Here is a 25,656-nt window from a genome sequence, read left to right as displayed (position 1 = left end):
GCTCAGACCTGTCTGGCCTGCACGGCCAGCCGCAGGAAATAGAGGCCGTAGGCCGTGACCATGACGGCGGCGATCCCATCGAGGACGTAGGGCGGCACACGGCGGAATACGCCGGTTCCCCTCAACACTCCTGCCAGCAGGGCGATCAGGACCAGCCCGATGCCGACACCGAGCGTTGCGGTTGCGGCACCTTCGCGGAGGGACACGCCGAGCCAGACCACGACAATCTCCAGCCCTTCGGCGGCGAGGGCCCAGGCGGCGACGCTAATCCCGCCCGCGTTCAGCGGCAGCGACCAGCCGGAGCCGTGCGAGCGGGGCTCGTCCGCCTGCGTGGCCTTCATGCCCGTGATGAACTCGTAGGTGAGGTACAGCCCGAAGCCGACCAGCAATAGCGCCGACACCCAGTCCAGCCAGCGCAGCGCCACGCTGTACGCGGCGACCTGCAGAACCAACGCCAGAACGGCGACACCGCCGCCCCCGAGCAGGGAGCCGAGCGCCACGCTGCGCCAGCCGAACCGATAGGACGCCGCCGCGATGATGGTGGCGGCGATGAACAGCTCAGTGAAAGTCACCTGGAAGGTGATCAGGCTACCGATCCAAGACACGGCCATGGGGCGCGACACTCCTTCGGGAACGCTTCAGATCGCGGCGAAAAATCGCCCGACCCTCAACGCGAACCGATACGTTCAGCCCACATCCGTGTTTGGAAGGGCAGCTCTTGAACGTATTTATCGTCATACTCGGAGCCGGTCTCGGCGGTGGCATGCGTCACGGCATAAGCGTGGCCGTTTCGCGGGTCGCGCCCGGCGTCGATTTCCCGATCGCGACGCTGATCATTAACGTACTCGGCTCATGTCTGATGGGCGTCCTCGCGGAGACGTTCGTCCTACGCGGCGCGGGGGATCACCCGCTGAGACTGTTCCTGACGACCGGCGTGCTCGGCGGTTTCACCACTTTCTCGACGTTCTCCCTCGACGCCGTGGCCCTGTATGATCGCGGCGAGGTCGCGGCCGCGGGGTTCTATGTCCTTGCCTCCGTCGTCGCGGCGCTGCTCAGCCTCGTCGCCGGGATCGCCATGGCCCGCACGTTCCTTGGGGGAGGCGTGTCGTGACAGTGCCGGGTAGACGCCTCGTCCCCGCGCGCCACTGCGAGGGCACGGTCGACGCGGCCGATGACTTCACCGGGCGGTGCGACCTCTGCCGTGCCCGAGCGAGGTCGGCCAACTTCAGATCTGCCCTAACACGCGCGCTGCCGATCAGACGTTCGACACCCGCGATGTTACCCTGCGGCATATCTTAAACCCGGAGCAGCCCGTCATGACCAAGGCCCCGCCGCGCGAAACCGACCCCGAACTGGAGGACATCCGGCAACTCGGCCTCCTCGCACACCAGCACCGGAAGGCCGCCCGCACGCTCGGGGTATCGAGCGGGGCGATGGGCGCCATCTGGATCATCTCGGGAGTGCTTGTGATCGTCGTCCTCGTCTCGCTGGCGCTCGCGATGCGCTGATGCGTGATGAGAGTCCCTCGCCGGGCCGCTGCCACCACCCGAGGCGATCCTGCGCCATGCGGGATCGGATTGGATCGAGTCTGTTGACCTTCGGGGAGAATGCACACGTAGGCGGCCCAATGGCTCCGAGCTCAAGCGTAGCGCTGGCTCGGTCGCTGGCCACCGCGACCATGCGGAGCCGCTCGTTCCAGGCACCGAACGCCCTCTGCGTCGTCTCCTGACCGTCATCGTTCTGAGCGCTGCTGGGGTGCGCCTTCGCCCACGGTCGCTTGCCGCGGTCGGCCGGGAAACCCGATACCTCGGCGGTGGTGCCTCATGCGTTACTGTCGCTCGAATGGAGCCACCCGCAGACGAGGTCGAGCGGATAGCCTCGGAGGTCCAACGTCCGCGCGCGGCCTCCGGGACGCTACAACGACTAAAGCAGGAAGGATGATGAGCATCGCGCTGCAAGCCGCCGCGCGCCGTCGATGCCGGCCGCGTCTTCCCCCTATGATGATGACACCGAGTTGGTTGCCCGTGTTGCTTTAGGTGAGGCCCACCATTGGATAGACTACCGCCGTCGCTCGTGGTGAGCAGCTCCGTTCGAGGCTGCTCAGCGCCACTCGGACTTACGGGCAAAGCTACTGGAGCGTCCGCTTCAGAGACGGCGCCGGAGGCAGCTGAACGGCCGGAATGGGCGCAAAGCGGAACGTCCGCTTCCGGGTTACGGCAGCGCCACCTTGGTCTGGCATGCCAAACTCTACATCCCGGCCAGATTTCAGCCGATCGTAAATCTGCAGCTTTGATACGACATTTTAGACAGCGCCCCGGAAACTCATATGAATAAAAACGCCGACGCAATCGCTGCGAAGGCGGCTTGTTGATTTAGACAAGCAAAAATCTATATAGATCTAGCTGGTACAGCGTATCAGCGGCGCTTCACCCCGATCAAGAAATGGGTTGCTCCTCCACACACGAGCTCTTCATTTCAACTCGCTATAGACAGCGGCAATCTCCCCTCGCACCTCTCTTTCACCCCTCCAGCTCATCTCCGTCAGGGTGAAGCGCCCCAGCCTGGCAACCGCTCGTCGTCTGTCCTCTGCTCGTTCAACAAGCTGAAACGGTCGGCCACCTGCACCAGGTAGAGACAAGCTTTTACCCGCCGACAGAAAAGAGCCAGCTCCCTATGAGCCCCGAGCCTCCACCGCCAACCATGCGGGATGGGGATCGCCGGGTCGCAAGCCGAACGGCATCGGCGAAAAGCGGTCCGCGCGCTCATACGGTCGGACTGCAGGATGGAGGAAACGGGTCGCCCCAGACCTCCAGGACGACCCCGACGCCCCGCGGATCGAGCGGACGGGTCCGTCCGCGCTGGCCGTCCAAGCTGACGGGAAGCGGTGTGTAAAGGCCGACCGCACAGCCCCGGCCTACCTGTAGCAAGGTTGCACCTCGATCCGCCGGTCGACCGACGGCGCGGCTCCGGGATCCGGACCTCCTCGGTAGAGCGTGGCTTTGCCGCTCAACGGCAAAGCCTTGCCTTCAGCAAGCCGGCCTCCCTCAAGCGTTCACCAGGATCCGGGGCAGGGCAGGAAGCACGGCGCTCCGGCCAACCGCCGTTGCCCGGACCGGATGTTTCAGTGAACAGCCGAAGCACCTCCGGGAACCCCGCCCCGAAGCCGCCATCCTCACGGCTGCTCTGGAGCTCTGCCCCTTCATGCCCATCAACGACCTGCACGCCCGCCTCGCCGCGACCATCCTGGCGCAGCTCGAGACCGCCGACCCGGCTTCGTGGTCCCCACCATGGCACGGTGCCGACCCGATGCCCCACAACGCCCTCACGCACCGACGTTACCGAGGGATCAACGTGCTCGCCCTGTGGTGTGCGGCGCAGACTCACGGCTACAGCGACGCGCGCTGGGCCACCTACCGCCAGTGGGCTGCGCTCGGGGCGCAGATCCGCAGGGGAGAGCGCGGCACCCTGGTGCTGTTCTACAAGGAGTTGCCCCGCGGGACCGAGGCAGAACCCACCGAGGGTGCCCCCTTCGTCGCCCGAGCCGCCCACGTCTTTAACGTGACCCAGGTCGACGCCGCACCGCCGTCCGCCGACGCGCCCGCGCCCGCGCCCGGTGCCGCTCCGGACCCGCTGCCCGCCTTCGACGCCTTCGTCGCGGCCACCAGCGCCACTATCCGCCACGGCGGCACCCGCGCCTGCTACGTGCCAGCCACCGATACGATCCACCTGCCGACCCGCGCCGCCTTCCACACACCCACAGGCTACGCCGGCACGCTGGCCCACGAGCTCGTGCACTGGACCGGCGCCCCGCACCGCCTCGCTCGTGATCTTACCGGCCGGTTCGGCGCTCGCGCATACGCCGCCGAAGAACTCGTGGCAGAGCTCGGCGCCGCCTTCATCCTGGCAGATCTGGGCATCGCCCGCACGCCCAACCCCAACCACACCGCCTACTGCGCCTCCTGGGCGCCACTGCTACGCGCCGACCCCCGCGCGCTCTCGTCCGCCGCTTTTCAAGCCTCCCGCGCCGCCGACTACCTCGCTGCCTTGCAAGACACCGTCGACCGTCTCCAGGCACCAGCTTTGGACCCGAGGGCGGCAGGCCTCGATGCCGCGATCGCGCTGGAGAAGGCAATTACGACCATCCCCGATGTTCAAGCCAATCTGGGAAGCGCATCATGAGTGCCGCTGTGCCCGTCCCCTCGCGCCATGTCCTGGCCGAGCTTCATCACGACACCGCATCTGCCAACCCTGGTGGCGTCGTGCCGGTCATGAGCCAGGCGCTCGCGCGTGCCTTTGCCCGGCTCGACACCGCCCTCGACGCGCACGCGGCCGCAATCGCCGCGCTCGACCGCATCGAGCACGCGCTCGACCGCATCGAGCACGCGCTCGCCGCCACGCACGGCTATCCCCGCGTGCCACTTCCGGCCAATGACCGTACCAACGCATCGGTGTACTACGCTAGAGACGCCGCGACGATCGCGCGCCGCCTCGGAGCCGGCACCCCCGCCGCACGCCGCCTCACGACCGAGCTTCGCCGTCGACAACGGATATTCGCGTGCGCCGCCACCGCCGCCGGGCTCGGCCGCGCCCGCGCCAGCGAGGCGGGCGCGGCCCGCGCGGTGAGCGCGGCAACCGCGAGCCTGCTGCTGATGCCCACGTACGCGTCCGCCGATCTCGCCCTCAAGCTCACCGTGCTGATCGCGGCGGGCGAGCCCGGCCCCGACGATGCGCACGCGTTCCCCTGGCTCTACCTCCGCGCGCTCCTCGCCGACCTACGCGGATCCGGCGGGGCCAATCCCCGCCGGTGACGGCGCCTACCCGTCGCCGAGCCCCGAATGCCCCCCCGGCGACCGGCTCATCCCGACGCGCGATGGCGCGGACCGAGACACGCTGGCTTGCAAACGGCATGGATCACCCGTGCGTTAGCCGGTCCGCCATCCAGGCCTCGGCCAGCCGCGCCCACACAGCCGCTGCGGTCACGCCCTCTCGCTCCGCCTGCCGATCGATCTCGGCGCGGAGGCCCGCGCGCGTCTTATCATCGAGATACTGCAGCGCTAGGTCAGCGGCGTCCTGGCTAATCGACGCCCCTCGCATCCCGCCAAGGGACACCCACCGTAGCAGGGCCCGAGCGCACCGCACCCGCTTAGCGCGACCCTTGCCGGACGACCGCGTCAGTTCTGCCAGCTCGGCCGGCGCTCCGGAGACGATCTCAGGCCAGCGCGCGGCGAGAGCGGCCGGCCATCCCAGACCGAGCCGGTCGCGGAATTCGTCGAGGCCGGCCGGCCCCATAGCCGCCCTGATGGCGCAGGCCTTGAGCAGGCGCCGCGGCAAGCCCGCACCCGCCTCGACCAGCAGCGCGATCACGGCTTCATCACAGTCCAGGCCGCGCTCGGCCAGCATGGTCCGCAGGAACAGCTCGGCCTCCGGTCGATCCAGCGGGCGCACACGGTAGTCTAAGCAACGCGACTGTCCGGCGAGACGCACACTAGCCCGATCCCGCGCGAGCAGCACGAAGCTCGCAGACTTCCCGTCCTCCATCGGCTTGAGCAGCCTGTCGAACTCCTCCGGCGGGTAGTGATCGGCATTCCGAACCACGAACACGAATCGGTCTGTCTGGATCGCGCCGCTGCGCACGCGCTTCAGGATTTGGTCGGTGAGGCTCCCAATGTCCGGGCGCGCGCCGTCCACCTCGATGCAGCCCGAGCCCCCGGCCAGGGTCGCCCGGCACGGATCGCAGCCGCCGCACGCGGCGCCTTCGTCCGACGGCCGCGCGCACAGCACCATCCGCGCGTAGCTCCACGCCAGGGTCCGCTTGCCGACCCCAATGGGGCCGTGCAGCAGCAGGTCGACCCCGTCCGCCCGTTCGCGCGCGTGCCGGCGCAGCCCCGCGACCGCGTGCTCCCGGCCGATCACGCTCGCGAAGCTCAGATGCAATGGGTAGGGTGGCGGGACCAGGGATGCCAGTTCACAGTCCGTCCCCTCGCCATCGCGCTCGCTGTCCTCGCTCCGAAGCGCCTTCTCATCGAGGCGCTGGCACGCCGCCGACACCCCTTCGTGCAGATGCCCGAACCAGTCCGGCCACGCCTCCTCGCGGCGAGCCAGTGCCGCGTCGAGCGTGCGCACGAGGCCGCCGCGGACTCTCGCGAGCGGATCGTCCGGGTCGTCTTTCCCACATCGCCCCAGGCTGCGCGCGACGTCCGGCCAGCGCCCCGCGAGCGGATCGCCGGCCTCAGCCCGGTCCTCGCGCGCGAGGAAGTCCCGTCCGAGGGCCGCCAGTGCCGGCACGAGGAGGTCGGGGCCGCGCCGGTAGCCCACCTTGTCCTCGCCTACGCCGCGAAGGAAGGCGTCCTCCCCGGCGAGTACCAGGGCGGCCCACAGCACCGCGCCCTCGGCGACCCTAAGCGGCGCTACGCGCGCGCGCGCTCCGGCACGCGCCGGGCGTCGGTCGCCCACCGGTTCGAGCAGCCGACCCGCCCTCGTGTAGAGTTCCGTCACGAGGCGGTAGGTCGACCAGCCCCGCTCCGCCCGGCGCTCGTCGGACCCGCACAGCAGGTCGACGAGATCACACTCCCGGCGCAAGGCCACGAGGTCGCGCAGGTGCGCCAGCAACGGCCGCCGTCCCTGCCGTCCCACTGCGTCGCGCCGGTAGAGCGTGTCGTCGTACCGGTTCGCCGCCGGATCGGTAGAGAGCAGCACGCGCTCCTCGAACGCCTGGATGGCCGCGGGCAGGCCGGCACGCTCTTCGATCAGGCCCGCAAAGCTCGCGACGAACCCGCGCTGGCCGATGAGGTCGGCGCCCAAGGCGAGATCGGTGGTCGCCGCGAGGTAGCGCAGGACCGGCCGCAGACTCTCGCGTGTGATTATCGGCTCCTCGATCACCAGTGCGCCGCGCTCAACCGCCGCCCAGCCCGTGTGGCGGCCAACTCTGCTGCGGTGCTCGACGAAGTGGATTCCCGGCACATCGAGACTGTCCGCGAGGCCTCCCAGCGACCGTTCCAGACCAGCGTGATCGAGGGGAGGCCTGTTCTTCTCGGTGCCCGAGCCTTTGGGCACCCGGATCGACCAATCCACCAGCGGCAACTGCTTCAGATCGACCATCCAACCGTAGGTCATCGGCAGAGGTGGCGTCCTGCGCTCGAGCACGAGACCGCGCCCCAGGGCGATCTTTCGCAAGGCGCCGATCATACGACGGCGCAGGACGCCGGAGCGGTACCGGTAGACCACCGGTCGGTCCGCGGGCAGCGGATCGCCCGACAGCGCCGCGAGCAGGAATTCGACGTCGCGCATCACGGCCACGGCCGTCCCGCCCGCCAGCCGCGCCAGCGCCGCCGCCGCCGTCGCGGGTCGCTCGGCCAGGCATCGACGACCCGCTCGACCTCGGCGCGGGTTTCGGATGTGCCCTCACCGAACCGCTGGCCGACCTCGGCGAGCCGACGCTTGCGCTCGACCCGTGTTCTTCGCCGCTCGTCGAACTCCTCCAGCTCCCACCCCGTGGTCAGCTCACCCCAGGCGTTGTCATCGAAGGCCGACAGGGGCTCGAGACGATCGCGGCAGGCCTCGGCGATGGCCTCATCCGACAGCGGCGTGGCGATCTCGACCAGAGGGTAGTCGAGGACTGGACCAATCAGCCTCTGTCTGACCCGCAGCAGCTTGAGGAGGGGGCGGTGCTCCCCGAGGGCCGGATCCCAGGCCTCGACGGACGGGTCTAGCCCGGCGCACAGGTCGAGCGCCCATCGCCAGTGAAATCGCAGCGCCGCGCGGTCGCCCTCCGGCGGCGGCACGAACTCGACGGCGTCGCCGTCCAGGCGTCCAGCCCCATCCCGCCAAGCCCGCGCCCAAACCGCGATCCGGTCCGCGCCGTCGGCGTCCGCCGGGCCGAGCGGGTTCGGCACGCGCAGGTGCACGACCATGCGGCCGACGACACCCCCTTCGTCACGTTCGAGGACGGTGATGCCGGCGGTCACCTCGCCCTCCCAGACCCGGGCCTGCGCCGCCAAGTCGTCGCGGAACGCCGCGATCGCCGCGACGGCCGCGTCCGGCCCCGGCACGCCCAGGACCGACGGCCGGACCACGAACGCGGCGTTGAACAGGACGCCGTACTCCTGCGCCAGAAACGAGGCGGCGTTGACGATCCGCCGGACGTCCCCCTGGCTGAGGAACCCGTCTTGATCCTTCACGACGCGCGCACCCGGGCGCCGGGCCAGCGGCGGCCCGAAGCCCCGAGATGGCTCGAACATCGCCGCCGTCCCCGTCGACGCGCGCGCTGCTGTAGGGACGATTCGCCGCTCGCGCTCGATCGCGCCCCTGGCCTCATCAACGGGCGCGGCCTCGACCAACCGGTGGAACAGCGTTAGTCGCAAGCTCAGAGCGGTCTCGTCGACCGCGGTCTCGGGCACCGGCCAGAACTCCATCAGCCGGCGCCAGTACGGCGCTAGGTCGACGGGATTGGTCAGGCCGAGGCGCGCGCAGAAGCGCCGGACGATGTCCGCACGCACGTCCGCCGGGATCGCCTCGATCACGCCGTCGACGAGGAGTCGCCGGCCCAGGATATCGTTGTGGTAGACGTGCACGAGGAAGGCCTGGATCCACCGGATCTTGTCGCCCGCCGCCTCCCGCCAGTCGAACACGACCTCTGCCGCCCGATCGCGTTCCGGGTCCCCGTCGCCGTCGGCGAGCGCGGTGAAGTAGTCGACCAGCACCTCGGTCTGGTCGACGTCGAAGGCGGCGTGCACCTGCGCGACCGTCAGGCGGGGATCGTGACGGTCCCAAACCCGCTCCAATCCGAGCAACAGGTCGCGTGGGTAGCCCTTGCGCAGGCCGGCGAGCAGCGCCAGCGCGCCGGGTTCGTGCTCGATCCTCTCCTTCTCGGCGGCCCGGCTCAAGAATTCGATGGCCTCGGCGATGGCGAGCGGGCGCACGATCAGGTCGAACAGGCGCGAGCGCAGGGCCTCGCGGACTCTCTCCGCCTCAGTCGTCGCGAAGAGGAACACCACGTCGGAGGCACGCCTCTCGACGTGGTTGAGGAGCAGGTCGCAGGCGTCCTTCGTCAAGGTGTGCGCCTCGTCGAAGAACAGGATGCGGTAGCGCGCCTCCTTCGGGCGCCCATAAAACGCTTTGAGCGCTCTATCGACGGCCTCATCCCCGCCGCCGTACCGGCTGGTGTCGTACTCCTCGAAGCCAAGGATCGGGTCATCCTGCGAGGAACCGCAAGCTGTGCACGCGTAGCAGGGCGATTCCTTAGAGTCGGTCGCCTCGCAGTTTAGCGCGCGGGCGTAAATTCGGGCCAGCGTGGTCTTGCCGGACCCGACCGAGCCGTGCAGCAGAATGCAGCGGGCGCTGCGGTCGCGCGCGATCAGGCCCGACAGGCAGGCGACCACGCTCTCTTGCCCGAACACCTTGGCGAAGGTGTTCGGGCGGTACTTGTCCGCGAAGTTCACCCTGCCGTTGCCATCGCTCACCGTGGTGATGATGTTCGCCGAGTCCGTGGTGCAATCCGTCATGTACGCAGATTAGACGATGCAGGCCGTGCAGACGATGTCGACCGTGCCACCGCGCGACGTTCGGCGGCGACACGGTCTGCGATCAAGCAACGCATTTAAAGCGGTAGATATTCTTCGAGCTTATCCTTTTTTTCGCACGGAAGGGCACAGCTGGATCAGTGACAAGAGAGGCCATCCGCTTGCTAAACTCGTTGACGCCGATGTCTTCACCCAGCAACTCGATGATGAGCAACCGCAAATCTTCCGCGCCGACGCCACCACCACGGACTGTGATGGCTTGGACCTCCTCCGAGCGTAGGTCGAGCGCGACTAAGCATTCCCGCAGCCGGTCCACGGGTGCCGAAGCGGCCTCCGTCGCAGCCAACGTGGCGAGATGAGGTAGTATCGGCGGCGGACCGAAAGCGTCAACTGAGCGCCACAGCAGCATAAAGTCGGTGTCGTCGACCGCTTGCCACACCTTCGGGTCGCCTCCCTTGGCCACGGCGCCATTGCGGAACGGTAGCTCGACGAAACGACGGTGGCCTGTCGGATCAGCGATCAACACGGTGATAGGTTCGTTTGCGGTGCCGATCAGGGTAGCGCGCTGGCGGCGTTTGTCAGCCTTCGAAGTCCCGGAGCGACGCCGGTTCACGGCGTTGGAAGTCAAAAGGCTCTTCAGCACGGCGACCAATCCCGGATTAAGCCGTTCGACGTCATCGACGAACACGGCAGGGAATCCCAAAATCTCGCCACTGCGCGGATCGGCCAGCTGGGACAACAGCACCGGATCGCTGGCGAGCTCCTCAAGCGGGCTGAGGAAGCGAGTCACCATGGTGGTCTTGCCACTGCCCTGCACCGGGCTTACGATCACCGGCATCAGGTGATGGCACACCGAGCATTCGAGCTGCTTGCGCTTCACCTGCCAGATAAAGTGCTGCAGCACGGCGATGCCGAGGGCCGAATCCATGTCGAGGGTCGCCTCGGCGAGGTGCAACCACATGGCGGAAGCCTGGGTCTGCTCCACCGCGTCGAGGGGATTCCACAGCAGCGGCCACATCACCGTGGTCTCACGGGCCTGCTGATCCTCCCACACAACCCGGCGCAGCACACGACTGACTTCGGCGGCGGAGAAGTCAGAACCTGTGCGACGAACCTCATCCATCACTGTGTCGTGCAACCGGGCGACGGTCCACTCTGCCGGACGGTTGCGCCAAGCCTCCTCGTCGTTTGGCCCGTATCCTTGGCGCACTCCGGTCCCGACCCGAAGCGTCCCGCCGAACTGAACGAAGAGCTCGTACTTCGCCATGACGTCCCGGACGATGATCTCCGCATCACCGTCCTTCGATTCGTCAGCCGTAGCATTAGTGTTGTGATCCCGTGCGGCATCCCCCCACGCCCGATGACTTGAACTTGCGATATGGGCGGGTCCCCGCTCGCACAAGAAGCGGTAGGCTTCATGCAACTGCTGGAACGCCACCTTCGCTTCTGGCGATTGATTAAAGTCTGGGTGATACCGCTTGGCCGCCTCATGGAACGCCGCCTTGATTACCTCAAGCGTCGAGCCGAGAGGCACACCGAGGATACGGTGGGATTTTCTCTCTCTACTCATCTGATTCCTGCCCCTACAGGCCGGCACGCACGACGGCGCACTCGGCCGATCCATCGTCGGAGGTGATTGGATCGGGGGTCAGCCCGCCTTGGCGACGCCGTTCTCAGCGAGTTCCAAGATCAGGCGCGCGGGCCAACAGGTTATTCCGGGGCCAAGCTTTACCGGCTTCGGGTAGCGGCCCGAGGCGACACCGGCCCACCACGTGCTTCGCGCGATGGGGAGGATCCCGTTGGGCCGAACGATCTGGCTGACGCGCAAGTAGGCCGGGTTTTGGGTCGGAGTCTTGGTATCGGACATGTTGGGCTCCCGCCATCGAGGTCGATGGCGGGAGGATGCTGTGTTGTGGCGCGTTTGAGCGGAAATCGCGAGGCCGGCAAGAGAAGTCCGATAGCTTGGAGGCGGATTTCTATTCGTCCAGCGCTCCATCGAGATGCAGGCTGGCGAGCTTTTTCTCACCCTGCGGCAGTTCTCGGACGCACATGCGTATGTAATCTAAAACGGACTTTTGGTCACGCCCATTCCAGTGTTCGCTCACAATTTTTGTGATAATCACGGTGGCTTTGTTGCGCTTTTTGCTGGAATCGTATCCATAGATACTAACGCAGAGCGCCCCAAACAGCTTGACGGCCAATTTGTAATGCGGCTTGTTCGTCTCGGCGAGGATGCTGGTCAATCGCTCCACCTCTCCCTCAAGCTGTGCGATCTTCGCGTTCAACCGCGGCCGATCTGGGTCCGTCGCCGTGCCCGTTGTGACCTCTGGCAGGCTACCCCTGAAGGACGCCGGAAGAGAGCGCTTTGTGTTGGCCGCCCACTGAACGAATGTCGTGGGATTGACCGGATCGCTCAAAGCCCCGACCCACAAAGCCCTGCAGATCAGATCCCACCGTTCGGCGGGCTCGACAGCCGCGTCCGTCAGCCGACAATTCTTTTCTGCCCATATACCCAAATTGACGGTCGGACGAGGAGCGCAGTCGAGCCACAAGCTCAATGCCTCCGACAGTGACCAAGCGTCCATCTCACGCCATCGCATGAGGGAGCCAACGTCAGCTGGCTGGAGGTACAGCTCGACCTCACGCTCGAGAGCCCGAAGTTCCTGCGCGTAATGCTCGGCGAGTAGCTGATCCGGAAGCGCCACAAGTTCAGCATAGTGATCGTTGCGCAGAAGGATCACATCGTCGGGAACTAACTGATCGCGTTCCTCCTCCGACAGGCCTGACACGTGTTCGGCGCTGGGGATACCCGTTTGGCGTTCAATCAGAAAATCTATCTGCTGCGCCTTATTTCGACCCGGCGCCGCTGAACAGCCGCTGCGTTCTTCTTGGGATGCCATCCGAACTCCCTTAGAGCGTCACCCACACTGCAGTGGGGGGTGACATGATTGAATCGCTCTAATGACACCACAAATTCCGCGTCATGCGACTCAATCATAAGATGCACCAATTGCCTGCGCATCACCAAGAGATTGCATCGCTGGTAGGTGGCCTCTACGTGGTTCTTCACCGCGCAGCGGGCACCTAAGTAGCACCCATGGTAGGCTCGTCTGCTTAGTCTCGAGTTCGAGGGAGCCTCCTGCGTCGTGATGCTCAGGCCCATGCGCTGTAGCAGCAACGGGACCGCCATGTTTAACGGCAGCTCATTACCCGCCGGTCGCGCGCCCCGCATGGTGTAGCTGCAGTCGCACATCCTCGATCATCGGCCGGTGCCCCACAAATCAGGTAGGCTGTGTAGGCGGGCTGGCGAATGTATCATCGCCATTCATGACAGAGCATTCCCCTAGCCATATCGTTGATACGCAGCACGGCCCACTCGTTGTTCGACCCAATCCGCAACGCCGCGCCAATCACGATGGCGACGGTACCTACAACACGGTGGGCTCGAAGCAGCGGCCGATGGGAGCCATCGCAGTCCAGCGCCGTCCGATCTAATTGACAGGACACAAACTGGACACCACCTGCCATCAATCACGCTAAGTGCTTGATATTGTTGGCGCGCCCTACGGGAATCGAACCCGTGTTTTCGCCGTGAAAGGGCGACGTCCTGGACCGCTAGACGAAGGGCGCTTTGGCTAGGCCGGGGTTCTATAGTCGGCGGCGGCGCGTCCGGCAACCGTCGATCCGCGCGCGGGGTCGGGTTTGACCCCGGGGCGGGTTGGGGCGATGGAGGGGCATGCTGCAGATCCCGCCCCGCATGACCCTCGTCCTCGGCGGGGCGCGTTCCGGCAAGAGCGCCTACGCGGAGGGACTGATCGAGGCCTGCCCCGGCCCGTGGCTCTACCTCGCCACCGCGCAGGCGTTCGACGACGAGATGGTCGCGCGCATCGCCCAGCACCGCGCCCGGCGCACCGGAGCGTGGCGGACCCGCGACGTGCCGCTCGCTTTGCCGGAGGCGGTCGCCGAGGCCGAGGGGGCCGTCCTGGTCGATTGCCTCACCCTGTGGCTCACCAACCTGATCCTGGCGGAGACCGACCTGGAGGACGCGGTGGCGCGGCTCCTCGCCGCCTGCGCGCGGGCGCCGGGCCCGCTGGTGCTGGTCGGCAACGAGGTCGGGCTCGGGATCGTGCCGGACAACGCGCTGGCCCGCCGCTTCCGCGACGAGGCCGGGCGCCTGCACCAGCGGCTCGCCGCCCGGGCCGACCGGGTCGTGCTCACCGTGGCGGGCCTGCCGCTGATCGTCAAACCAGGAGTGCCCGCATGAGCGACGACGCGACCCGCCACCGCGAGAAGATGGAGAAGCGCAAGGCCGTGCAAGACGCCGAGGTGGCGGCCAAGACCGTCGAGAAGGGCCTGCTCCTGGTCCATACCGGCCCCGGCAAGGGCAAGAGCACGGCGGCGCTCGGGCTGATGCTGCGCGCGCTCGGCCGCGGCTGGCGGGTGGGCATGGTCCAGTTCATCAAGGGCGGCTGGGATACCGGCGAGCGCCACGCGGTCGAGGTGTTCGGCGACCGGGTCGCCTGGCATACGCTCGGGGAGGGGTTCACCTGGGAGACCCAGGACAAGGCCCGGGACATCGCCGCCTGCCGCCACGCTTGGGCCGTGGCCGAGGGCCTGATGGCCGATCCCACGATCCGCCTGCTCGTCCTCGACGAACTCAACATCGCGCTGCGCTACGACTATCTCGACCTCGACACCGTGGTCGCCGCCCTGCAAGCCCGCCGGCCGGACCTGCACGTGGTCGTCACCGGCCGCAACGCCAAGCCGGCCCTGATCGAGGCCGCCGACCTCGTCACCGAGATGGGCAGCGTGAAGCATCACTTTTCCGCCGGCGTGAAGGCCCAGGAGGGGATCGAGTTCTGAAGCCCCCGCGCAAGAAGGCCCTGATGATCCAGGGCACCGGCTCCGATGTCGGCAAGTCGCTGCTCGTGGCGGGGCTGGCGCGCGCCTTCACCGACCGGGGCTTGGCGGTGCGCCCGTTCAAGCCGCAGAACATGTCGAACAACGCCGCCGTCACCCCGGATGGCGGCGAGATCGGCCGCGCCCAGGCGCTCCAGGCCCGGGCCGCCCGGGTGCCGCCCTCCGTGCACATGAACCCGGTGCTGCTCAAGCCCCAGAGCGAGGTCGGCTCCCAGGTGGTGGTGCAGGGCCGGATGGTCGCCACCGTGAAGGCGCGCGACTACCAGGCCTGGAAGCCCCGGCTGATGCCCGCCGTCCTGGAGAGTTTTTCGCGACTGGCCGCGGAGGCCGACCTGGTGCTTGTCGAGGGCGCGGGCTCGGCCTCCGAGGTGAACCTCCGGGCCGGCGACATCGCCAATATGGGCTTTGCCCGGGCCACCGATACGCCGGTCGTGCTGGTCGGCGACATCGACCGGGGCGGGGTGATCGCGAGCCTCGTCGGCACCAAGGCCGTGATCGACCCCGCCGACGCCGCGATGATCGCCGGCTTCATCGTCAACCGCTTCCGGGGCGATCCGAGCCTGTTCGCCGACGGCATGCGGCTGATCGCCGAGCGGACCGGCTGGGCGCCGCTGGGCCTGGTGCCGCATTTCCCCGAGGCCGTGCGCCTGCCGGCCGAGGACGTGCTCGGGCTGGCGGGCTCCGGGCCGCGTCCGGCCGGGACCGTCACGGTCGCGGTGCCGGTGCTGCCGCGCATCGCCAATTTCGACGACCTCGACCCGCTCCGGGCCGAGCCCGGGGTGTCGGTGGTGCTGGTCCGCCCCGGAACGCCGATCCCCGCGGAGGCCGCCCTGGTGCTGCTGCCGGGCTCCAAGACCACGATCGACGACCTGGATTTCTTCCGGGCCGAGGGCTGGGACGTCGACCTGCACGCCCATGTCCGGCGGGGTGGGCGGGTGCTCGGCCTGTGCGGCGGCTACCAGATGCTGGGGCGCAGCCTCGCCGACCCCCACGGGATCGAGGGGGCGCCCCGCACGGTGCCGGGCCTCGGGCTCCTCGACGTCGAGACGGTGATGACACCGGACAAGCGGCTGGCTGCGGCCACCGGCACGAGCCTGGCCGACGCGGTGCCGTTCACGGGCTACGAGATGCATATCGGCGCCACGCACGGCCCCGACGCGGCCCGACCGCTGCTGCGGCTCTCCGACGGGCGCACCGACGGGGCGGTCTCGGCGGACGGGCTGGTGGCCGGGACCTACGTGCACGGCCTGTTCGCGCACGATGCCCAGCGCGCGGCCTGGCTCGCCCGCCTCGGCACGGTCTCGGAGGGGGCGGGCTACGAGGCGGGGGTCGAGGCGGCCCTCGACGGCCTGGCGCGACACATCGCGGCCCATGTCGACTGCGACCGGCTGCTGGCGCTTGCCCGGTAGGCGAGGGCCGGGCCAGGGATTACTCTGTGTAATGCCGGCCCTCGCCACGAGGGGCCGCACGGCTCCAGAGGAACGCCAGATGCCCCCCACGCAATCCCCGGTTGGGGAAGATTTCGCCGAGAGCACCGTCCGCACGGTGACGGTGCGGCTGATGCCGCTGCTCGGCCTCCTCTACCTGATCGCCTATATCGACCGGCAGAACGTGTCCTACGCCAAGCTGGACATGGTCGGCAGCCTGGGTCTCAGCGAGACCGCCTACGGCCTCGGCGCGTCGCTGTTCTTCCTCGGCTACTTCCTGTTCGAGGTGCCGGCCAACGTGTTCCTGGAGCGGGTCGGCGCCCGGGTCTGGTTCGCCCGGATCATGTTCACCTGGGGCATCGTCACGCTCCTGCTCGGCTTCACCCAGAACGCCGCGATGTTCTACGTGCTGCGCTTCCTGCTCGGCGCCGCGGAGGCCGGCTTCTTCCCCGGCGTGCTGTTCGCGCTCACCCTCTGGTTCCCGCAGGAGCACCGGGCCCGGATGATCGGCTGGTTCATGATCGCCAGCGCGGTGGCCAACGCGGTCGGGGCGGCGATCGGCGGGGCGCTGCTCGGCCTCGACGGAGTCCTGGGGCTGGCGGGCTGGCAATGGGTGTTCCTGGCGACCGGGGCGCCGGCGATCGTGATGACCGTGGTCGTGCTGCTGATCCTGCCGAACGGCCCCGAGACGGCGCCCTGGCTGTCCCAGGACCAGCGCGACTGGCTCGCCCGCACGCTCCGGGCCGAGCGCGAGGGCGGCGGCCTCGTCGACCACGGCAATCCGTTCGCGGCGCTCCTCGACAAGCGCGTGCTGATGCTGGCCGGGGTCTACGTCTCGCTGCCGCTGGCCGCCTACGGGCTCGGCTACTGGCTGCCCACGGTGGTCAAGGGCTTCGGCGTCTCGAACCTCACCAACGGCTTCCTGAACATCATCCCGTGGGTCGCCACGGCCGTCGCCCTGTGGTGGGTCCCCCGCCACGCCGCCCGCACCAACGCCCAGGGCAACGCCCTGACCTGGCACGTGGTCGGGCCGGCGCTGGTCGGGGCGACCGGGCTGGCGTTGAGCGTCATCCTGCCGGGCAACGCCGTGAAGTTCGCGTGCCTGTGCGTGGCGGCGGCCGGGACGTTCTCGGCCCAGCCGGTCTTCTGGTCGATGCCCGCGACCTTCCTGCGCGGGGCGACCGCGGCGGCCGGGATCGCGGCGATCAACTCGGTCGGCAACCTCGGCGGCTTCGTCGCGCAGAACATGGTCCCGTTCATCCGCGACCAAACCAAGAGCGACCTCGTGCCGATGCTGTTCCTGTCCGCCTGCCTGGCGATCGGAGCCGGGGCGATGTTCGTGGTGCTTTCCGCCCTGCGGCGGGATGCGGCCAAGCGCGCGACGACGACGAGGCCCCGCGCCGCCTGAACATCGGTCGGCATCGCGCGTTATCCTTCATCGTGCCGCTCAATCCGGCACGATGATGCGACCTCGCGCTCCCGCGGGACATCATCGATGAGGGTACCGCAATGAGCGAAGGCATTCCGCTTCTGATCCTCGCCCTGGGCACTCTGGGCGGCGTCTGGTTCCTGGCCGCCGCGGCCCGGAAACAGGTCGCCGACGCCAAGGGTTCGCCGGAACGCTCGAGCGTGATCCGCGATCACGGCGGCGCGCCGCGCCAGAACATGCCGGGCACGGAGCACTGACGGATCAGCCGGCGGCGATCCGCCGGCAATGGTCGAGGGCGGCGCCGATCAGGTTGTCGCTGGCCTCGGGCGTACGAAAGGCCGAATGCGCCGACAGGACTACGTTCGGCAGGCCCGCGAGCGGGTGGTCGGGGGGCAGCGGCTCGACCGTGAACACGTCGAGCCCGGCCCCGGCGATCCGCCCGGCGCGGAGCGCCTCCACGAGGGCGTCTTCGTCGATCACCGCGCCCCGGGCGGTGTTGATCAGGATCGCGCCGGGCTTCTGGGCGGCGATGCGCGCGGCCGACAGGAAGCCGCGCGTCTCGTCGGTCAGGAGGAGGTGGAGCGAGACCACGTCGCTCTCGGCCAGCAGCCGTTCCAAGGGTACGAACGCGACGCCCGGATGCGTCTTCGGGGTCCGGTTCCAGGCCAGAACCCGCAGGCCGGCGCCGTTGCAGAGCCGCGCCATCTCGGCCGCGATCCCGCCGAAGCCGATCAGCCCGACGGTCTTGCCGGTGAGCTGGATCGCCTCGGTGCGCAGCCACCGCCCCGCCCGCATCGCCCGGTCCATCTCGGGCAGGCCCCGGGCGGCGGCCCACATCAGCGCGAAGGCGCATTCCGCGACCGCGGTGTCGCCGTAGCCCTTGATCGTATGGACCGTGACGCCGCATGCGGCCCGGAGCGCCTCCGGGTCCATGTAGCTGCGGGCGCCGGTGCCGAGGAACACCACGTGCCGCAATCCCGTGCAGGCGCGGGCCACGTCGACCGGGAGGGCGGTGTGGTCGATCACCGCGATCTCCGCGCCGGCGAGCCGGGCGGGCAGGTCCTCCGGGGCGATGTCGGGCTGGAGGTTGATCGCGAACGCGGGATCGTCCGGCCGCAGCAGGCGGCGCGCCACCGCCGCCAGGGTCTCGCTGGCATCGACGAACACCGCGCGCATCGGCTTCTCCTTAGTCCCGCTCAACCCGGCGTAGCGCATCCTCCCGAAAGGTGGGTGCCGGCTTTCGGAAAAAGATGATGCAAACCAGAGCCCTGGCGCAGGCCGTACCGTCGGGTCAGCCCATCGCGACGAGCCAGAGGGCGAGCAGCGCCAGGACGAGCCCCCCTTGGATCAGGCAGGCCGTGCGATAGAGGGTCAGCGCCCGGGCGATGTCGTCGGCCGTGGCCTCGGCCCGGCCGTCGCCCATATGGGCGTCGGGGACGAGGGTACCGTCATAGACCCGCGGGCCGGCGAGCCGCAGGCCGAGCGCCCCGGCCATGGAGGCCTCGGGCCAGCCGGCATTGGGCGAGCGGTGGTGGCCGGCGTCGCGGGCCATCGCCCGGAGCGCGCCGCGTGCGTCGGCGCCGCGCAGGGCGGCCGCCCCGACGATCAGCAGGCCGGCGAGCCGGGAGGCCGGCAGGTTCACCAGGTCGTCGAGCCGGGCCGCCGCCCAGCCGAAGGCCGCATAGCGCGGGCTGCGGTGGCCGATCATGCTGTCGGCGGTGTTGATCGCCTTGTAGAGCGCGCCGCCGGGCAGGCCGAGACACCCGATCCAGAAGGCCGGCGCCACGATCCCATCGGAAAAATTCTCCGCCAGGCTCTCGATCGCGGCGCGGCAGACCGCCGGCCCGTCGAGCTGGTCCGGGTCGCGCCCGACGATCATCGACACCGCCCGGCGGCCGGCCTCCAGGCCGCCGTCGCGCAGGGTGGTCTCCACGGCCGCGACGTGGTCGTTCAGGCTGCGCTGCGCCGGCAGGCTCGCGCAGAGCAGGCCGAGGAGCAGCAGGGCGGGGAGGGGGCCGGCCCAGAGGCTGAGCCCGGTGAGCGCCCAGGCCGGCAGCCCCGTGACCGCCAGAAGAAGCAGCAGCGCGCCGCAGCCGGCGACCCGGCGGCGGCGCTCGGAGCCGCGGTTCAAGCCGCGCTCCAGCCAAGAAATCAGACGGCCGATCCAGGTGACAGGGTGGCCGATGGCCCTGTAGAGCGCGTCCGGGTAACCGGACGCCGCCTCGATCCCGAGGGCGAGGGCGAGGATGGCGAGCGTGTCGGGCGGATGGAGCATCGTTTCTGGAATCCCGCTCCGAGGCCGGGGGCGATCCCGGGTGTCATCCCTCATGGCGGCGATCTCGGAGGGCTCCGGAACGCCTTTCCCGACGCGCCGGAACCCTGGCTCGACCTCTCGACGGGGATCAATCCGGTCCCCTATCGCGTGCCGCCGGTGGAGGCCAGCGCCTGGACGCGGCTTCCCGCCGCCGCCGAGGTCGATGCCCTGCGGGAGGCTGCCGCGGCGGCCTACGGGGCTCCGGGCGCCGCCGAGGTCGTGCCCGCACCCGGCACCCAGATCCTGATCGAGACCCTGCCCCGGCTGGTGGCCCCGACCCGGGTCGCGGTCATCGGCCCGACCTATGCCGAGCATGCCGCCGCCTGGGCGCGGGCCGGCCACGCGGTGGCGCAGGTCGACGGGATCCAGGCGGTCGGCGACGCGCCCGTGGCGGTGCTGGTCGATCCCAACAACCCGGACGGGCGGACCCATCCGCTCGCCGAGCGGCTCGCCCTGGCGGAAGCCCTGCGCGCGCGCGGCGGCCTGCTGGTCGCCGACGAGGCCTTCGCGGATCTGGAGCCGGTGTCGAGCCTGTGCCCGCATGTCGAACCCGGGCTCGTGGTGCTGCGCTCCTTCGGCAAGACCTACGGGCTCGCCGGCCTGCGCCTCGGCTTCGCGGTGACGGATTCCGGGACGGCGGGCCGGATCCGTACGGCGCTCGGCCCCTGGGCGGTGTCGGGGCCGGCCCTGGCGATCGGGCGGGCGGCCCTGTCGGACACGGCGTGGCGGGCCGAGACCGCCCGGGCGCGGGCCGCGGATGCGGGCCGCCTCGACCGGCTGATCGCCCGCGGCGGCGGCACCGTCATCGGCGGCACCAGCCTGTTCCGCACCGCCGATTTCCCCGACGGACCGGGCCTGTACCGGCGGCTCGCGGAAGCCGGGATCGCCGTGCGGCGCTTCCCCGAGCGGCCCGAGCGCCTGCGCTTCGGCCTGCCGGCCGGGAAGGCGGCGTGGTGCCGCCTGTCGCGGGTGCTCAAATAGGCGCCGCCGGCCCATGCCGGTCGCGGGCCGCCACCAGCACGGCCAGCGCCGAGAAGACCAGGCCCACCGCGCAGACGCCCGGCCAGCCGACCATCAGGAACGCCTGCGAGCCCGCGAAGGCGCCGAGCGCCCCGAACACGAACAGGGTCGTGAACAGCACGGTGTTGATGCGGCCCCGGGCCCCCGGCACCAGGGCGTAGGCCCGGGTCTGGTTGGCGATGAGCGCGCCGTTCATGCCGATGTCGATCAACAGGACGCCGAGCCCGACGGCGACGAGAGACCACGTGCCCCCGGCCCAGAGCACCAGGAACGACAGGGCGACCATCAGGCTGCCGCCCAGCACCACGGGCCGGGCGCCGCTCCGGTCGGTGAAGCGGCCCGACACGGGGGCGACGAACGCGCCGCAGACCCCGATCACCCCGAACAGCCCCGCCCCGGCCGCAGAGAGCCCGAATGGCGGGTTCTCGACCAGCAGGGCCAGGGTGGCCCAGAACGCATTGAAGGCGGCGAACAGCAGCGCCTGCGACAGGCTCGCGGTGCGCAGGACCGGCTGCGACCGGGCGAGGTGCAGGATCGACAGCATCAGGGCGCGATAGCGCAGGGGATGGGTCTGGGGCGTGTGCGGCAGGGTGGCGCGGGCGATGCCCGCCATGGCGAGCGCCAGGAGCGAGGCGGCCAGGAACACCGCCCGCCAGCCGAGATGCGCCCCCAGGAACCCGCTCGCCGTACGGGCGAGCAGGATGCCGGTCAGCAGCCCGGTCATCACCTGGCCGACGATCCGCCCGCGGCTCGCATCCGGGGCGAGCTCGGCCGCGAACGGCACCGCCTGCTGCGCCGCGCAGGCGAGCACGCCGACCACGAGATGCGCCAGGGCCAGGCAGGCGAGGTTCGGGGCGAGGCCGACAGCGAGCAGCGCCACGGCGAGCCCGAGGCATTGCGCCACGATCAGGCGGCGGCGGGGCAGGGCGTCGCCCAGAGGCACGAGCCCGATGATGCCGAGCCCGTAGCCGACGAGCGCCGTGGTCGGCACCCACAGGGCGGCGGCGTCGCCGAACTCGGACACGATCAGGCCGAGGAGCGGCTGGTTGTAATAGATGTTGGCGACGGCACCGCCAGCGATCAGCGTCAGGCCGAGCCGGGCCTTCGCGTCGAGGATGGTGGTCACGGCAGGATCGGGGGCGGGCAGGCGTGCCACCGCTTCAGGGCCGGCATGGGGGCCATCATGGGGTCCGTGTCGGGGAGGGAGGGGCGAGACCGATACGGGCAGAGCGCGCCGTCCGGCAAGCGCCGGCCCTGCAGCCCTCCGCCACGCCCCGTGCCCCTTCACGGGTCCGCGCCCAGCACCATATGCGATCGACGCGGTTCAGGCCGTCCGCGGCGGAAGCGCCGCCGACCGTGTCCCGGGTGCCGCATGTCATCAGGGTTCCTCACCCGGATACGGCTTTGGGGCTAACTTCGTTCCGCACGGCGACGTCGGAACCGCTGCAGCAGGGAGTACGGGATGCCGAACTACCGCGTCGAGTTCGCCCGGGAGATCCTCGGGGTGCCCTTCACCATCGGGTCCGTCGAGATCACGCGGGCCCGCGATCCGGAGCGCGCGCTCCGGGCGGCCGAACTCCGCTTCGCTCGCCAGCACGGCCTCGGCGACTGGCGGGAGCGGGCCGACCTCGCCACCCTGGCCGAGCGCCTCTGAAGGGCCGCGTCGCATCCTCCCCGAACGCCGTCGTTCGGGACGGTGCATGGTGAACCCCTGGTTCCGCCCGTCACACGGTGTTCGTCTTCGAGTTGCAGGATGGGTGTCCCGTCGTTTCGTGCGACCGCTCAAGCTCTGGTCGTGACGGCTGCGCCACCATAGAATGGCGGACGGAACCGGAAGCCGCCGCGTCCCCCTGCGTGACGGGGCGGCGGCGCCCCGCTCCGCAGACCGGCGGACGGGGCCGGAGAGACGTCAGGTCCGACAGGGGTCAGTGCGAGGGTCATGGCGGCGATCTCCTTCTTCGGCGACCTGCTCCAGACCATCAGCGAGCGCGGCCGCGACCTGATCGGCATCGGACGCGGCGAGATCGGCGGCCGCGCCAGCGCCGGCGAGCTGGTCAAGCTGTGCGAGGACCTGATCTCCCGGCGCGGCGAGGCCTCCGGGGTGGCGCTGGCCCGGCTGATCCTCGACCGCTACGCCAGCTTCGGCCAGCCGGAGCGCCACGCCTTCCTGCGGGCGATCGCGCTGGATTTCGACGCGGACCACGCCGCCGTCGACGAGGCGATCGCCGCCTACCGGGCCGATCCGACCCGCGCCCGCCTCGGCACCCTGCACGAGGCTGCCGAGCCGCGCAGCCAGGAGCTGATCCGCCGCCTCAACCTCGCCCGCGGCGGCACGCTGAGCCTGGTGCGGATGCGCGAGGATCTGTTCGACCTGCGCAAGGCGCTGCGGACCGGGACCGAGGCGGACCCGGCGGTGCTCGATGCGGTCGATAGCCTGGATTCCGATTTCGAGCACCTGTTCGCGTCCTGGTTCAACCGGGGCTTCCTGGTGCTGCGGCACATCGACTGGACCACGCCGGCGCATATTCTGGAGAAGATCATCCGGTACGAGGCGGTGCACGCGATCTCCGGGTGGGACGACCTGCGCGCCCGGATCGAGCCGCCGGACCGGCGCTGCTTCGCGTTCTTCCACCCGGCCCTGGCCGACGAGCCGCTGATCTTCGTCGAGGTCGCGCTCACCGAGCAGGTCGCCCCGGCGATCGCCCCGATCCTGTCGCGGGAGCGCAAGCCGCTGCAGCCGCGGGCGGCCACCACGGCGATCTTCTACTCGATCTCCAACTGCCAGAAGGGGTTGGCCGGCGTCACCTTCGGCAATTTTCTGATCAAGCAGGTGGTGGAGGATCTGACCCGCGAGGTGCCCTCGCTCAAGACCTTCGTCACGCTCTCGCCGGTGCCGGGCTTCGCGGCCTGGCTCGCCCGGGAGCGCCGGGCCGACAGTCCGCAGGGGCTGCTGCCAGAGGACGTGGAGATCCTGCGGGCCCTGGACGATCCGGACTGGCACGCCGACAAGGCCCGGGCCGAGGCGGTGCGCAAGGCGCTGATCCCGGCCGCGGCCGCCTATTTCCTGCGCGCCAAGAACGAGCGCGGGCGCCCGCTGGACCCGGTGGCCCGGTTCCACCTCGGCAACGGCGCCCGGCTGGACCGCATCAACTTCCTCGGCGACACCGCGAAGAAGGGGCTGGCCCAGTCGCACGGCCTGATGGTGAACTACCTCTACGACCTCGCGGCGATCGAGAAGAACCACGAGACCTACGCCAATCTCGGCACCGTGGCGGCTTCGCCGGCCGTGACCCGGGAGTTGCGGACCAAGCTGCCGCCGCCGCGGGCCGTGGTGCTCGCCGAGGCGTGAGCCGGGGGCTTCCTGCACCCTGGAGGGGATATCGGTTCGAGCATCGACGGCCAGTGAACGTCATGGCGGAGAGCCGGCCCCGATTGCGGGGCGGTTGCCAACGGTTCTATGGCTGCCTGAACCCGATGGCCCGTGATAGCTCCAGCCTCACGATGACGAACCACCTCTTCTCCCTGGTCCGGGACGGCGTTCCGGATCCCGCCAAGATCGCGATCGAGACCCCGGAGGGGCGTCGCTACAGGTACGCGGACCTGATCGCTCGCTCCGGCGCCTACGCGGCGGCCCTGCGGGCGGCGGGCGTGCGGCCCGGCGACCGGGTGGCGGTCCAGGTCGAGAAGAGCCCAGAGGTGATCTTCCTCTATCTCGGCGTCGTGCGGGCCGGCGCCGTGTTCCTGCCGCTCAACACGGCCTACACCCCGGCGGAGATCGAATATTTCCTAGGCGATGCCGAGCCGACGATCTTCGTCTGCGATCCGGGCCGGCGCGACGCCCTCGCCGGAGCCGCCTCCGGCATCCGCGAGACCTGGACGCTGGATGCCGCGGGGACCGGCAGCGCCGCCGAGGCCGCGGACCGGCAGGCCACCGATTTCACGGACGTGCCCCGCGGCCCGGAGGATCTCGCCGCGATCCTGTACACCTCGGGTACGACCGGGCGCTCCAAGGGCGCCATGCTGACCCACGACAACCTCGCCTCGAACGCCCGCACGCTGGTCGAGATCTGGCGCTTCACCGCCGACGACGTGCTGATCCACGCCCTGCCGGTGTTCCACACCCACGGGCTGTTCGTGGCGACCAACACGGTGCTGGCGAGCGGCGGCACGATGCTGTTCCTGCCGCGCCTCGACCCGAAGCTGATCCTGAGCCTGATGGGCCGGGCGACCGCCCTGATGGGCGTGCCGACCTTCTACACGCGCCTCCTGAAGGAGCCCGGCCTCACCCCGGAGGCCGCGAAAGGCATGCGGCTGTTCGTGTCGGGCTCGGCGCCGCTGCTCGCCGAGACGCACCGGGACTGGCAGGCCCGCACCGGCCACGCCATCCTCGAGCGCTACGGCATGACCGAGACCAACATGAGCACCTCGAACCCTTACACGGGGGACCGGGTCGCCGGCACGGTGGGATTCCCGCTGCCGGGCGTATCCCTGCGGGTGGTCGATCCCGAAACCGGCGCGGCGCTGGGTCCGGATGCGGTCGGGATGATCGAGGTCAAGGGCTCGAACGTGTTCAAGGGCTACTGGCGGATGCCGGAGAAGACCGAAGCCGAGTTCCGGCCGGACGGCTTCTTCATCTCCGGGGACCTCGGCAAGGTCGACGCCCGGGGCTACGTCCACATCGTCGGGCGCGGCAAGGACCTGATCATCTCAGGGGGCTTCAACGTCTACCCCAAGGAGGTCGAGACCGAGATCGACGCCCTGCAGGGCGTGGTCGAATCCGCGGTGATCGGCCTGGCGCACCCGGATTTCGGTGAGGCCGTCACAGCCGTGGTGGTCGGCGGCGCGAACGCACCGGACGAGGCCGGCGTGCTGGCGGCTCTGGAGGACCGTCTCGCCCGGTTCAAATGCCCCAAGCGCGTGCTGTTCGTGGACGAGTTGCCCCGCAACACCATGGGCAAGGTCCAGAAAAACCTGCTCCGTGAGGCGCATGCGGGACTGTATCGAGCATAAAAGAAACCGCCCGCTGGC

22 protein-coding genes and 1 tRNA gene are annotated in these 25,656 nt (G+C 69.5%); 13 read left to right on the top strand and 10 right to left on the bottom strand.

Annotated elements, in window-relative coordinates; genetic code table 11:
- Window positions 1-2: 2 nt before the first annotated feature.
- Entirely contained in the window at window positions 3-611 is a 609-nt protein-coding gene (locus tag MFF40_RS12520; RefSeq protein ID WP_238260676.1) for a hypothetical protein, read from the bottom strand.
- Between the two features lie 107 nt (window positions 612-718).
- Between MFF40_RS12520 and crcB the strand changes: the two genes are divergently transcribed.
- From crcB to MFF40_RS12500, 4 genes are all read left to right on the top strand, one after another.
- Window positions 719-1,111, top strand: coding sequence for a fluoride efflux transporter CrcB (gene crcB, locus MFF40_RS12515; protein WP_283206103.1), 393 nt, complete (start codon window positions 719-721; stop codon window positions 1,109-1,111).
- A gap of 205 nt (window positions 1,112-1,316) precedes the next feature.
- Window positions 1,317-1,508, top strand: a complete 192-nt coding sequence (locus tag MFF40_RS12510) for a hypothetical protein (RefSeq protein WP_238260674.1) — start codon at window positions 1,317-1,319, stop codon at window positions 1,506-1,508.
- 1,693 nt (window positions 1,509-3,201) lie between these two features.
- The gene (locus tag MFF40_RS12505; RefSeq protein ID WP_238260672.1) at window positions 3,202-4,179 is read left to right on the top strand and encodes an ArdC family protein; all 978 of its coding nucleotides are present in this window, start codon (window positions 3,202-3,204) and stop codon (window positions 4,177-4,179) included.
- The gene (locus tag MFF40_RS12500) at window positions 4,176-4,808 is read left to right on the top strand and encodes a hypothetical protein (RefSeq protein ID WP_238260670.1); all 633 of its coding nucleotides are present in this window, start codon (window positions 4,176-4,178) and stop codon (window positions 4,806-4,808) included. The genes MFF40_RS12505 and MFF40_RS12500 overlap by 4 nt, the downstream gene beginning before the upstream one ends.
- Window positions 4,809-4,911: 103 nt before the next feature.
- Here the strand turns inward: MFF40_RS12500 and MFF40_RS12495 are convergent, their stop codons facing one another.
- The 6 genes from MFF40_RS12495 to MFF40_RS12470 form a co-directional block, all read right to left on the bottom strand.
- Entirely contained in the window at window positions 4,912-7,287 is a 2,376-nt protein-coding gene (locus tag MFF40_RS12495) for a DNA polymerase III delta subunit-related protein (protein ID WP_238260668.1), read from the bottom strand.
- A complete protein-coding gene (locus MFF40_RS12490; protein ID WP_238260666.1) occupies window positions 7,287-9,458 on the bottom strand; it encodes a DNA polymerase III delta subunit-related protein in 2,172 nt (723 codons plus the stop codon). The genes MFF40_RS12495 and MFF40_RS12490 overlap by 1 nt, the downstream gene beginning before the upstream one ends.
- A 124-nt stretch (window positions 9,459-9,582) precedes the next feature.
- Window positions 9,583-11,088: a J domain-containing protein gene (locus MFF40_RS12485; protein ID WP_238260664.1), complete on the bottom strand. Its 1,506-nt coding sequence runs from the start codon at window positions 11,086-11,088 to the stop codon at window positions 9,583-9,585.
- A gap of 78 nt (window positions 11,089-11,166) precedes the next feature.
- Entirely contained in the window at window positions 11,167-11,385 is a 219-nt protein-coding gene (locus tag MFF40_RS12480) for a helix-turn-helix transcriptional regulator (RefSeq protein ID WP_238260662.1), read from the bottom strand.
- A 109-nt stretch (window positions 11,386-11,494) separates the two neighbouring features.
- Window positions 11,495-12,418: a hypothetical protein gene (locus MFF40_RS12475; RefSeq protein WP_238260660.1), complete on the bottom strand. Its 924-nt coding sequence runs from the start codon at window positions 12,416-12,418 to the stop codon at window positions 11,495-11,497.
- A gap of 654 nt (window positions 12,419-13,072) precedes the next feature.
- Window positions 13,073-13,148, bottom strand: a tRNA-Glu gene (locus tag MFF40_RS12470).
- A 106-nt stretch (window positions 13,149-13,254) separates the two neighbouring features.
- On the opposite strand from MFF40_RS12470, the gene cobU reads away from it, so the two are divergent.
- The 5 genes from cobU to MFF40_RS12445 all read left to right on the top strand — a co-directional run bounded on the left by cobU (window position 13,255) and on the right by MFF40_RS12445 (window position 17,551).
- Window positions 13,255-13,782 carry a bifunctional adenosylcobinamide kinase/adenosylcobinamide-phosphate guanylyltransferase gene (cobU, locus tag MFF40_RS12465; RefSeq protein WP_238260658.1) on the top strand — a complete coding sequence of 176 codons (528 nt, stop codon included), beginning with the start codon at window positions 13,255-13,257 and terminating at the stop codon, window positions 13,780-13,782.
- On the top strand, window positions 13,779-14,381 hold the full coding sequence (gene cobO, locus MFF40_RS12460; RefSeq protein WP_238260656.1) for a cob(I)yrinic acid a,c-diamide adenosyltransferase: 603 nt from the start codon (window positions 13,779-13,781) through the stop codon (window positions 14,379-14,381). The genes cobU and cobO overlap by 4 nt, the downstream gene beginning before the upstream one ends.
- Window positions 14,382-14,404: 23 nt before the next feature.
- Complete coding sequence (locus tag MFF40_RS12455; protein ID WP_238260653.1) at window positions 14,405-15,847, top strand: cobyric acid synthase; 1,443 nt, start codon at window positions 14,405-14,407, stop codon at window positions 15,845-15,847.
- 79 nt (window positions 15,848-15,926) lie between these two features.
- Window positions 15,927-17,273: an MFS transporter gene (locus MFF40_RS12450; protein ID WP_147856733.1), complete on the top strand. Its 1,347-nt coding sequence runs from the start codon at window positions 15,927-15,929 to the stop codon at window positions 17,271-17,273.
- 101 nt (window positions 17,274-17,374) lie between these two features.
- Entirely contained in the window at window positions 17,375-17,551 is a 177-nt protein-coding gene (locus MFF40_RS12445) for a hypothetical protein (protein WP_187277872.1), read from the top strand.
- A gap of 4 nt (window positions 17,552-17,555) precedes the next feature.
- On the opposite strand, the gene MFF40_RS12440 is transcribed toward MFF40_RS12445, so the two are convergent.
- Both MFF40_RS12440 and cbiB read right to left on the bottom strand, forming a co-directional pair.
- Window positions 17,556-18,470 (bottom strand): NAD(P)-dependent oxidoreductase, encoded by a 915-nt coding sequence (locus MFF40_RS12440; RefSeq protein WP_147899333.1) that lies wholly within the window; start codon window positions 18,468-18,470, stop codon window positions 17,556-17,558.
- Between the two features lie 115 nt (window positions 18,471-18,585).
- Entirely contained in the window at window positions 18,586-19,569 is a 984-nt protein-coding gene (gene cbiB, locus MFF40_RS12435) for an adenosylcobinamide-phosphate synthase CbiB (protein WP_147899332.1), read from the bottom strand.
- Between cbiB and cobD the strand changes: the two genes are divergently transcribed.
- Window positions 19,561-20,589 carry a threonine-phosphate decarboxylase CobD gene (cobD, locus tag MFF40_RS12430; RefSeq protein ID WP_147899331.1) on the top strand — a complete coding sequence of 343 codons (1,029 nt, stop codon included), beginning with the start codon at window positions 19,561-19,563 and terminating at the stop codon, window positions 20,587-20,589. The genes cbiB and cobD overlap by 9 nt on opposite strands.
- On the opposite strand, the gene MFF40_RS12425 is transcribed toward cobD, so the two are convergent.
- A complete protein-coding gene (locus tag MFF40_RS12425; RefSeq protein ID WP_238260775.1) occupies window positions 20,582-21,754 on the bottom strand; it encodes an MFS transporter in 1,173 nt (390 codons plus the stop codon). The two genes, cobD and MFF40_RS12425, sit on opposite strands and share 8 nt — an antisense overlap.
- Window positions 21,755-22,090: 336 nt before the next feature.
- Here MFF40_RS12425 and MFF40_RS12420 point away from each other — a divergent pair, with 336 nt between their 5' ends.
- The 3 genes from MFF40_RS12420 (at window position 22,091) to MFF40_RS12410 (ending at window position 25,638) form a co-directional block, all read left to right on the top strand.
- Window positions 22,091-22,282: a hypothetical protein gene (locus MFF40_RS12420; RefSeq protein ID WP_147856579.1), complete on the top strand. Its 192-nt coding sequence runs from the start codon at window positions 22,091-22,093 to the stop codon at window positions 22,280-22,282.
- Between the two features lie 285 nt (window positions 22,283-22,567).
- Window positions 22,568-23,977, top strand: coding sequence for a malonyl-CoA decarboxylase (locus tag MFF40_RS12415; RefSeq protein ID WP_147856580.1), 1,410 nt, complete (start codon window positions 22,568-22,570; stop codon window positions 23,975-23,977).
- A gap of 152 nt (window positions 23,978-24,129) precedes the next feature.
- Window positions 24,130-25,638, top strand: coding sequence for a malonate--CoA ligase (locus tag MFF40_RS12410; protein ID WP_147856581.1), 1,509 nt, complete (start codon window positions 24,130-24,132; stop codon window positions 25,636-25,638).
- Window positions 25,639-25,656 lie beyond the last annotated feature (18 nt).

It is taken from the genome of Methylobacterium mesophilicum (assembly GCF_022179445.1).
Taxonomy (GTDB): Bacteria; Pseudomonadota; Alphaproteobacteria; order Rhizobiales; family Beijerinckiaceae; genus Methylobacterium; species Methylobacterium mesophilicum.
The sequence above is the reverse complement of the archived record's forward strand: the minus strand, read 5'-3'. Positions and strand labels throughout refer to the sequence as shown.

Coding starts and splice junctions, on each gene's coding strand:
- MFF40_RS12450 (WP_147856733.1), top strand. CDS start 15,927: ATGCCCCCCACGCAATCCCCGGTTGGGGAAGATTTCGCCGAGAGCACC.
- MFF40_RS12505 (WP_238260672.1), top strand. CDS start 3,202: ATGCCCATCAACGACCTGCACGCCCGCCTCGCCGCGACCATCCTGGCG.
- MFF40_RS12445 (WP_187277872.1), top strand. CDS start 17,375: ATGAGCGAAGGCATTCCGCTTCTGATCCTCGCCCTGGGCACTCTGGGC.
- MFF40_RS12485 (WP_238260664.1), bottom strand. CDS start 11,088: ATGAGTAGAGAGAGAAAATCCCACCGTATCCTCGGTGTGCCTCTCGGC.
- cbiB (WP_147899332.1), bottom strand. CDS start 19,569: ATGCTCCATCCGCCCGACACGCTCGCCATCCTCGCCCTCGCCCTCGGG.
- MFF40_RS12520 (WP_238260676.1), bottom strand. CDS start 611: ATGGCCGTGTCTTGGATCGGTAGCCTGATCACCTTCCAGGTGACTTTC.
- MFF40_RS12455 (WP_238260653.1), top strand. CDS start 14,405: ATGATCCAGGGCACCGGCTCCGATGTCGGCAAGTCGCTGCTCGTGGCG.
- MFF40_RS12500 (WP_238260670.1), top strand. CDS start 4,176: ATGAGTGCCGCTGTGCCCGTCCCCTCGCGCCATGTCCTGGCCGAGCTT.
- MFF40_RS12475 (WP_238260660.1), bottom strand. CDS start 12,418: ATGGCATCCCAAGAAGAACGCAGCGGCTGTTCAGCGGCGCCGGGTCGA.
- MFF40_RS12495 (WP_238260668.1), bottom strand. CDS start 7,287: ATGCGCGACGTCGAATTCCTGCTCGCGGCGCTGTCGGGCGATCCGCTG.
- MFF40_RS12410 (WP_147856581.1), top strand. CDS start 24,130: ATGACGAACCACCTCTTCTCCCTGGTCCGGGACGGCGTTCCGGATCCC.
- cobU (WP_238260658.1), top strand. CDS start 13,255: ATGCTGCAGATCCCGCCCCGCATGACCCTCGTCCTCGGCGGGGCGCGT.
- MFF40_RS12415 (WP_147856580.1), top strand. CDS start 22,568: ATGGCGGCGATCTCCTTCTTCGGCGACCTGCTCCAGACCATCAGCGAG.
- MFF40_RS12510 (WP_238260674.1), top strand. CDS start 1,317: ATGACCAAGGCCCCGCCGCGCGAAACCGACCCCGAACTGGAGGACATC.
- cobD (WP_147899331.1), top strand. CDS start 19,561: ATGGAGCATCGTTTCTGGAATCCCGCTCCGAGGCCGGGGGCGATCCCG.
- MFF40_RS12480 (WP_238260662.1), bottom strand. CDS start 11,385: ATGTCCGATACCAAGACTCCGACCCAAAACCCGGCCTACTTGCGCGTC.
- MFF40_RS12440 (WP_147899333.1), bottom strand. CDS start 18,470: ATGCGCGCGGTGTTCGTCGATGCCAGCGAGACCCTGGCGGCGGTGGCG.
- MFF40_RS12420 (WP_147856579.1), top strand. CDS start 22,091: ATGCCGAACTACCGCGTCGAGTTCGCCCGGGAGATCCTCGGGGTGCCC.
- cobO (WP_238260656.1), top strand. CDS start 13,779: ATGAGCGACGACGCGACCCGCCACCGCGAGAAGATGGAGAAGCGCAAG.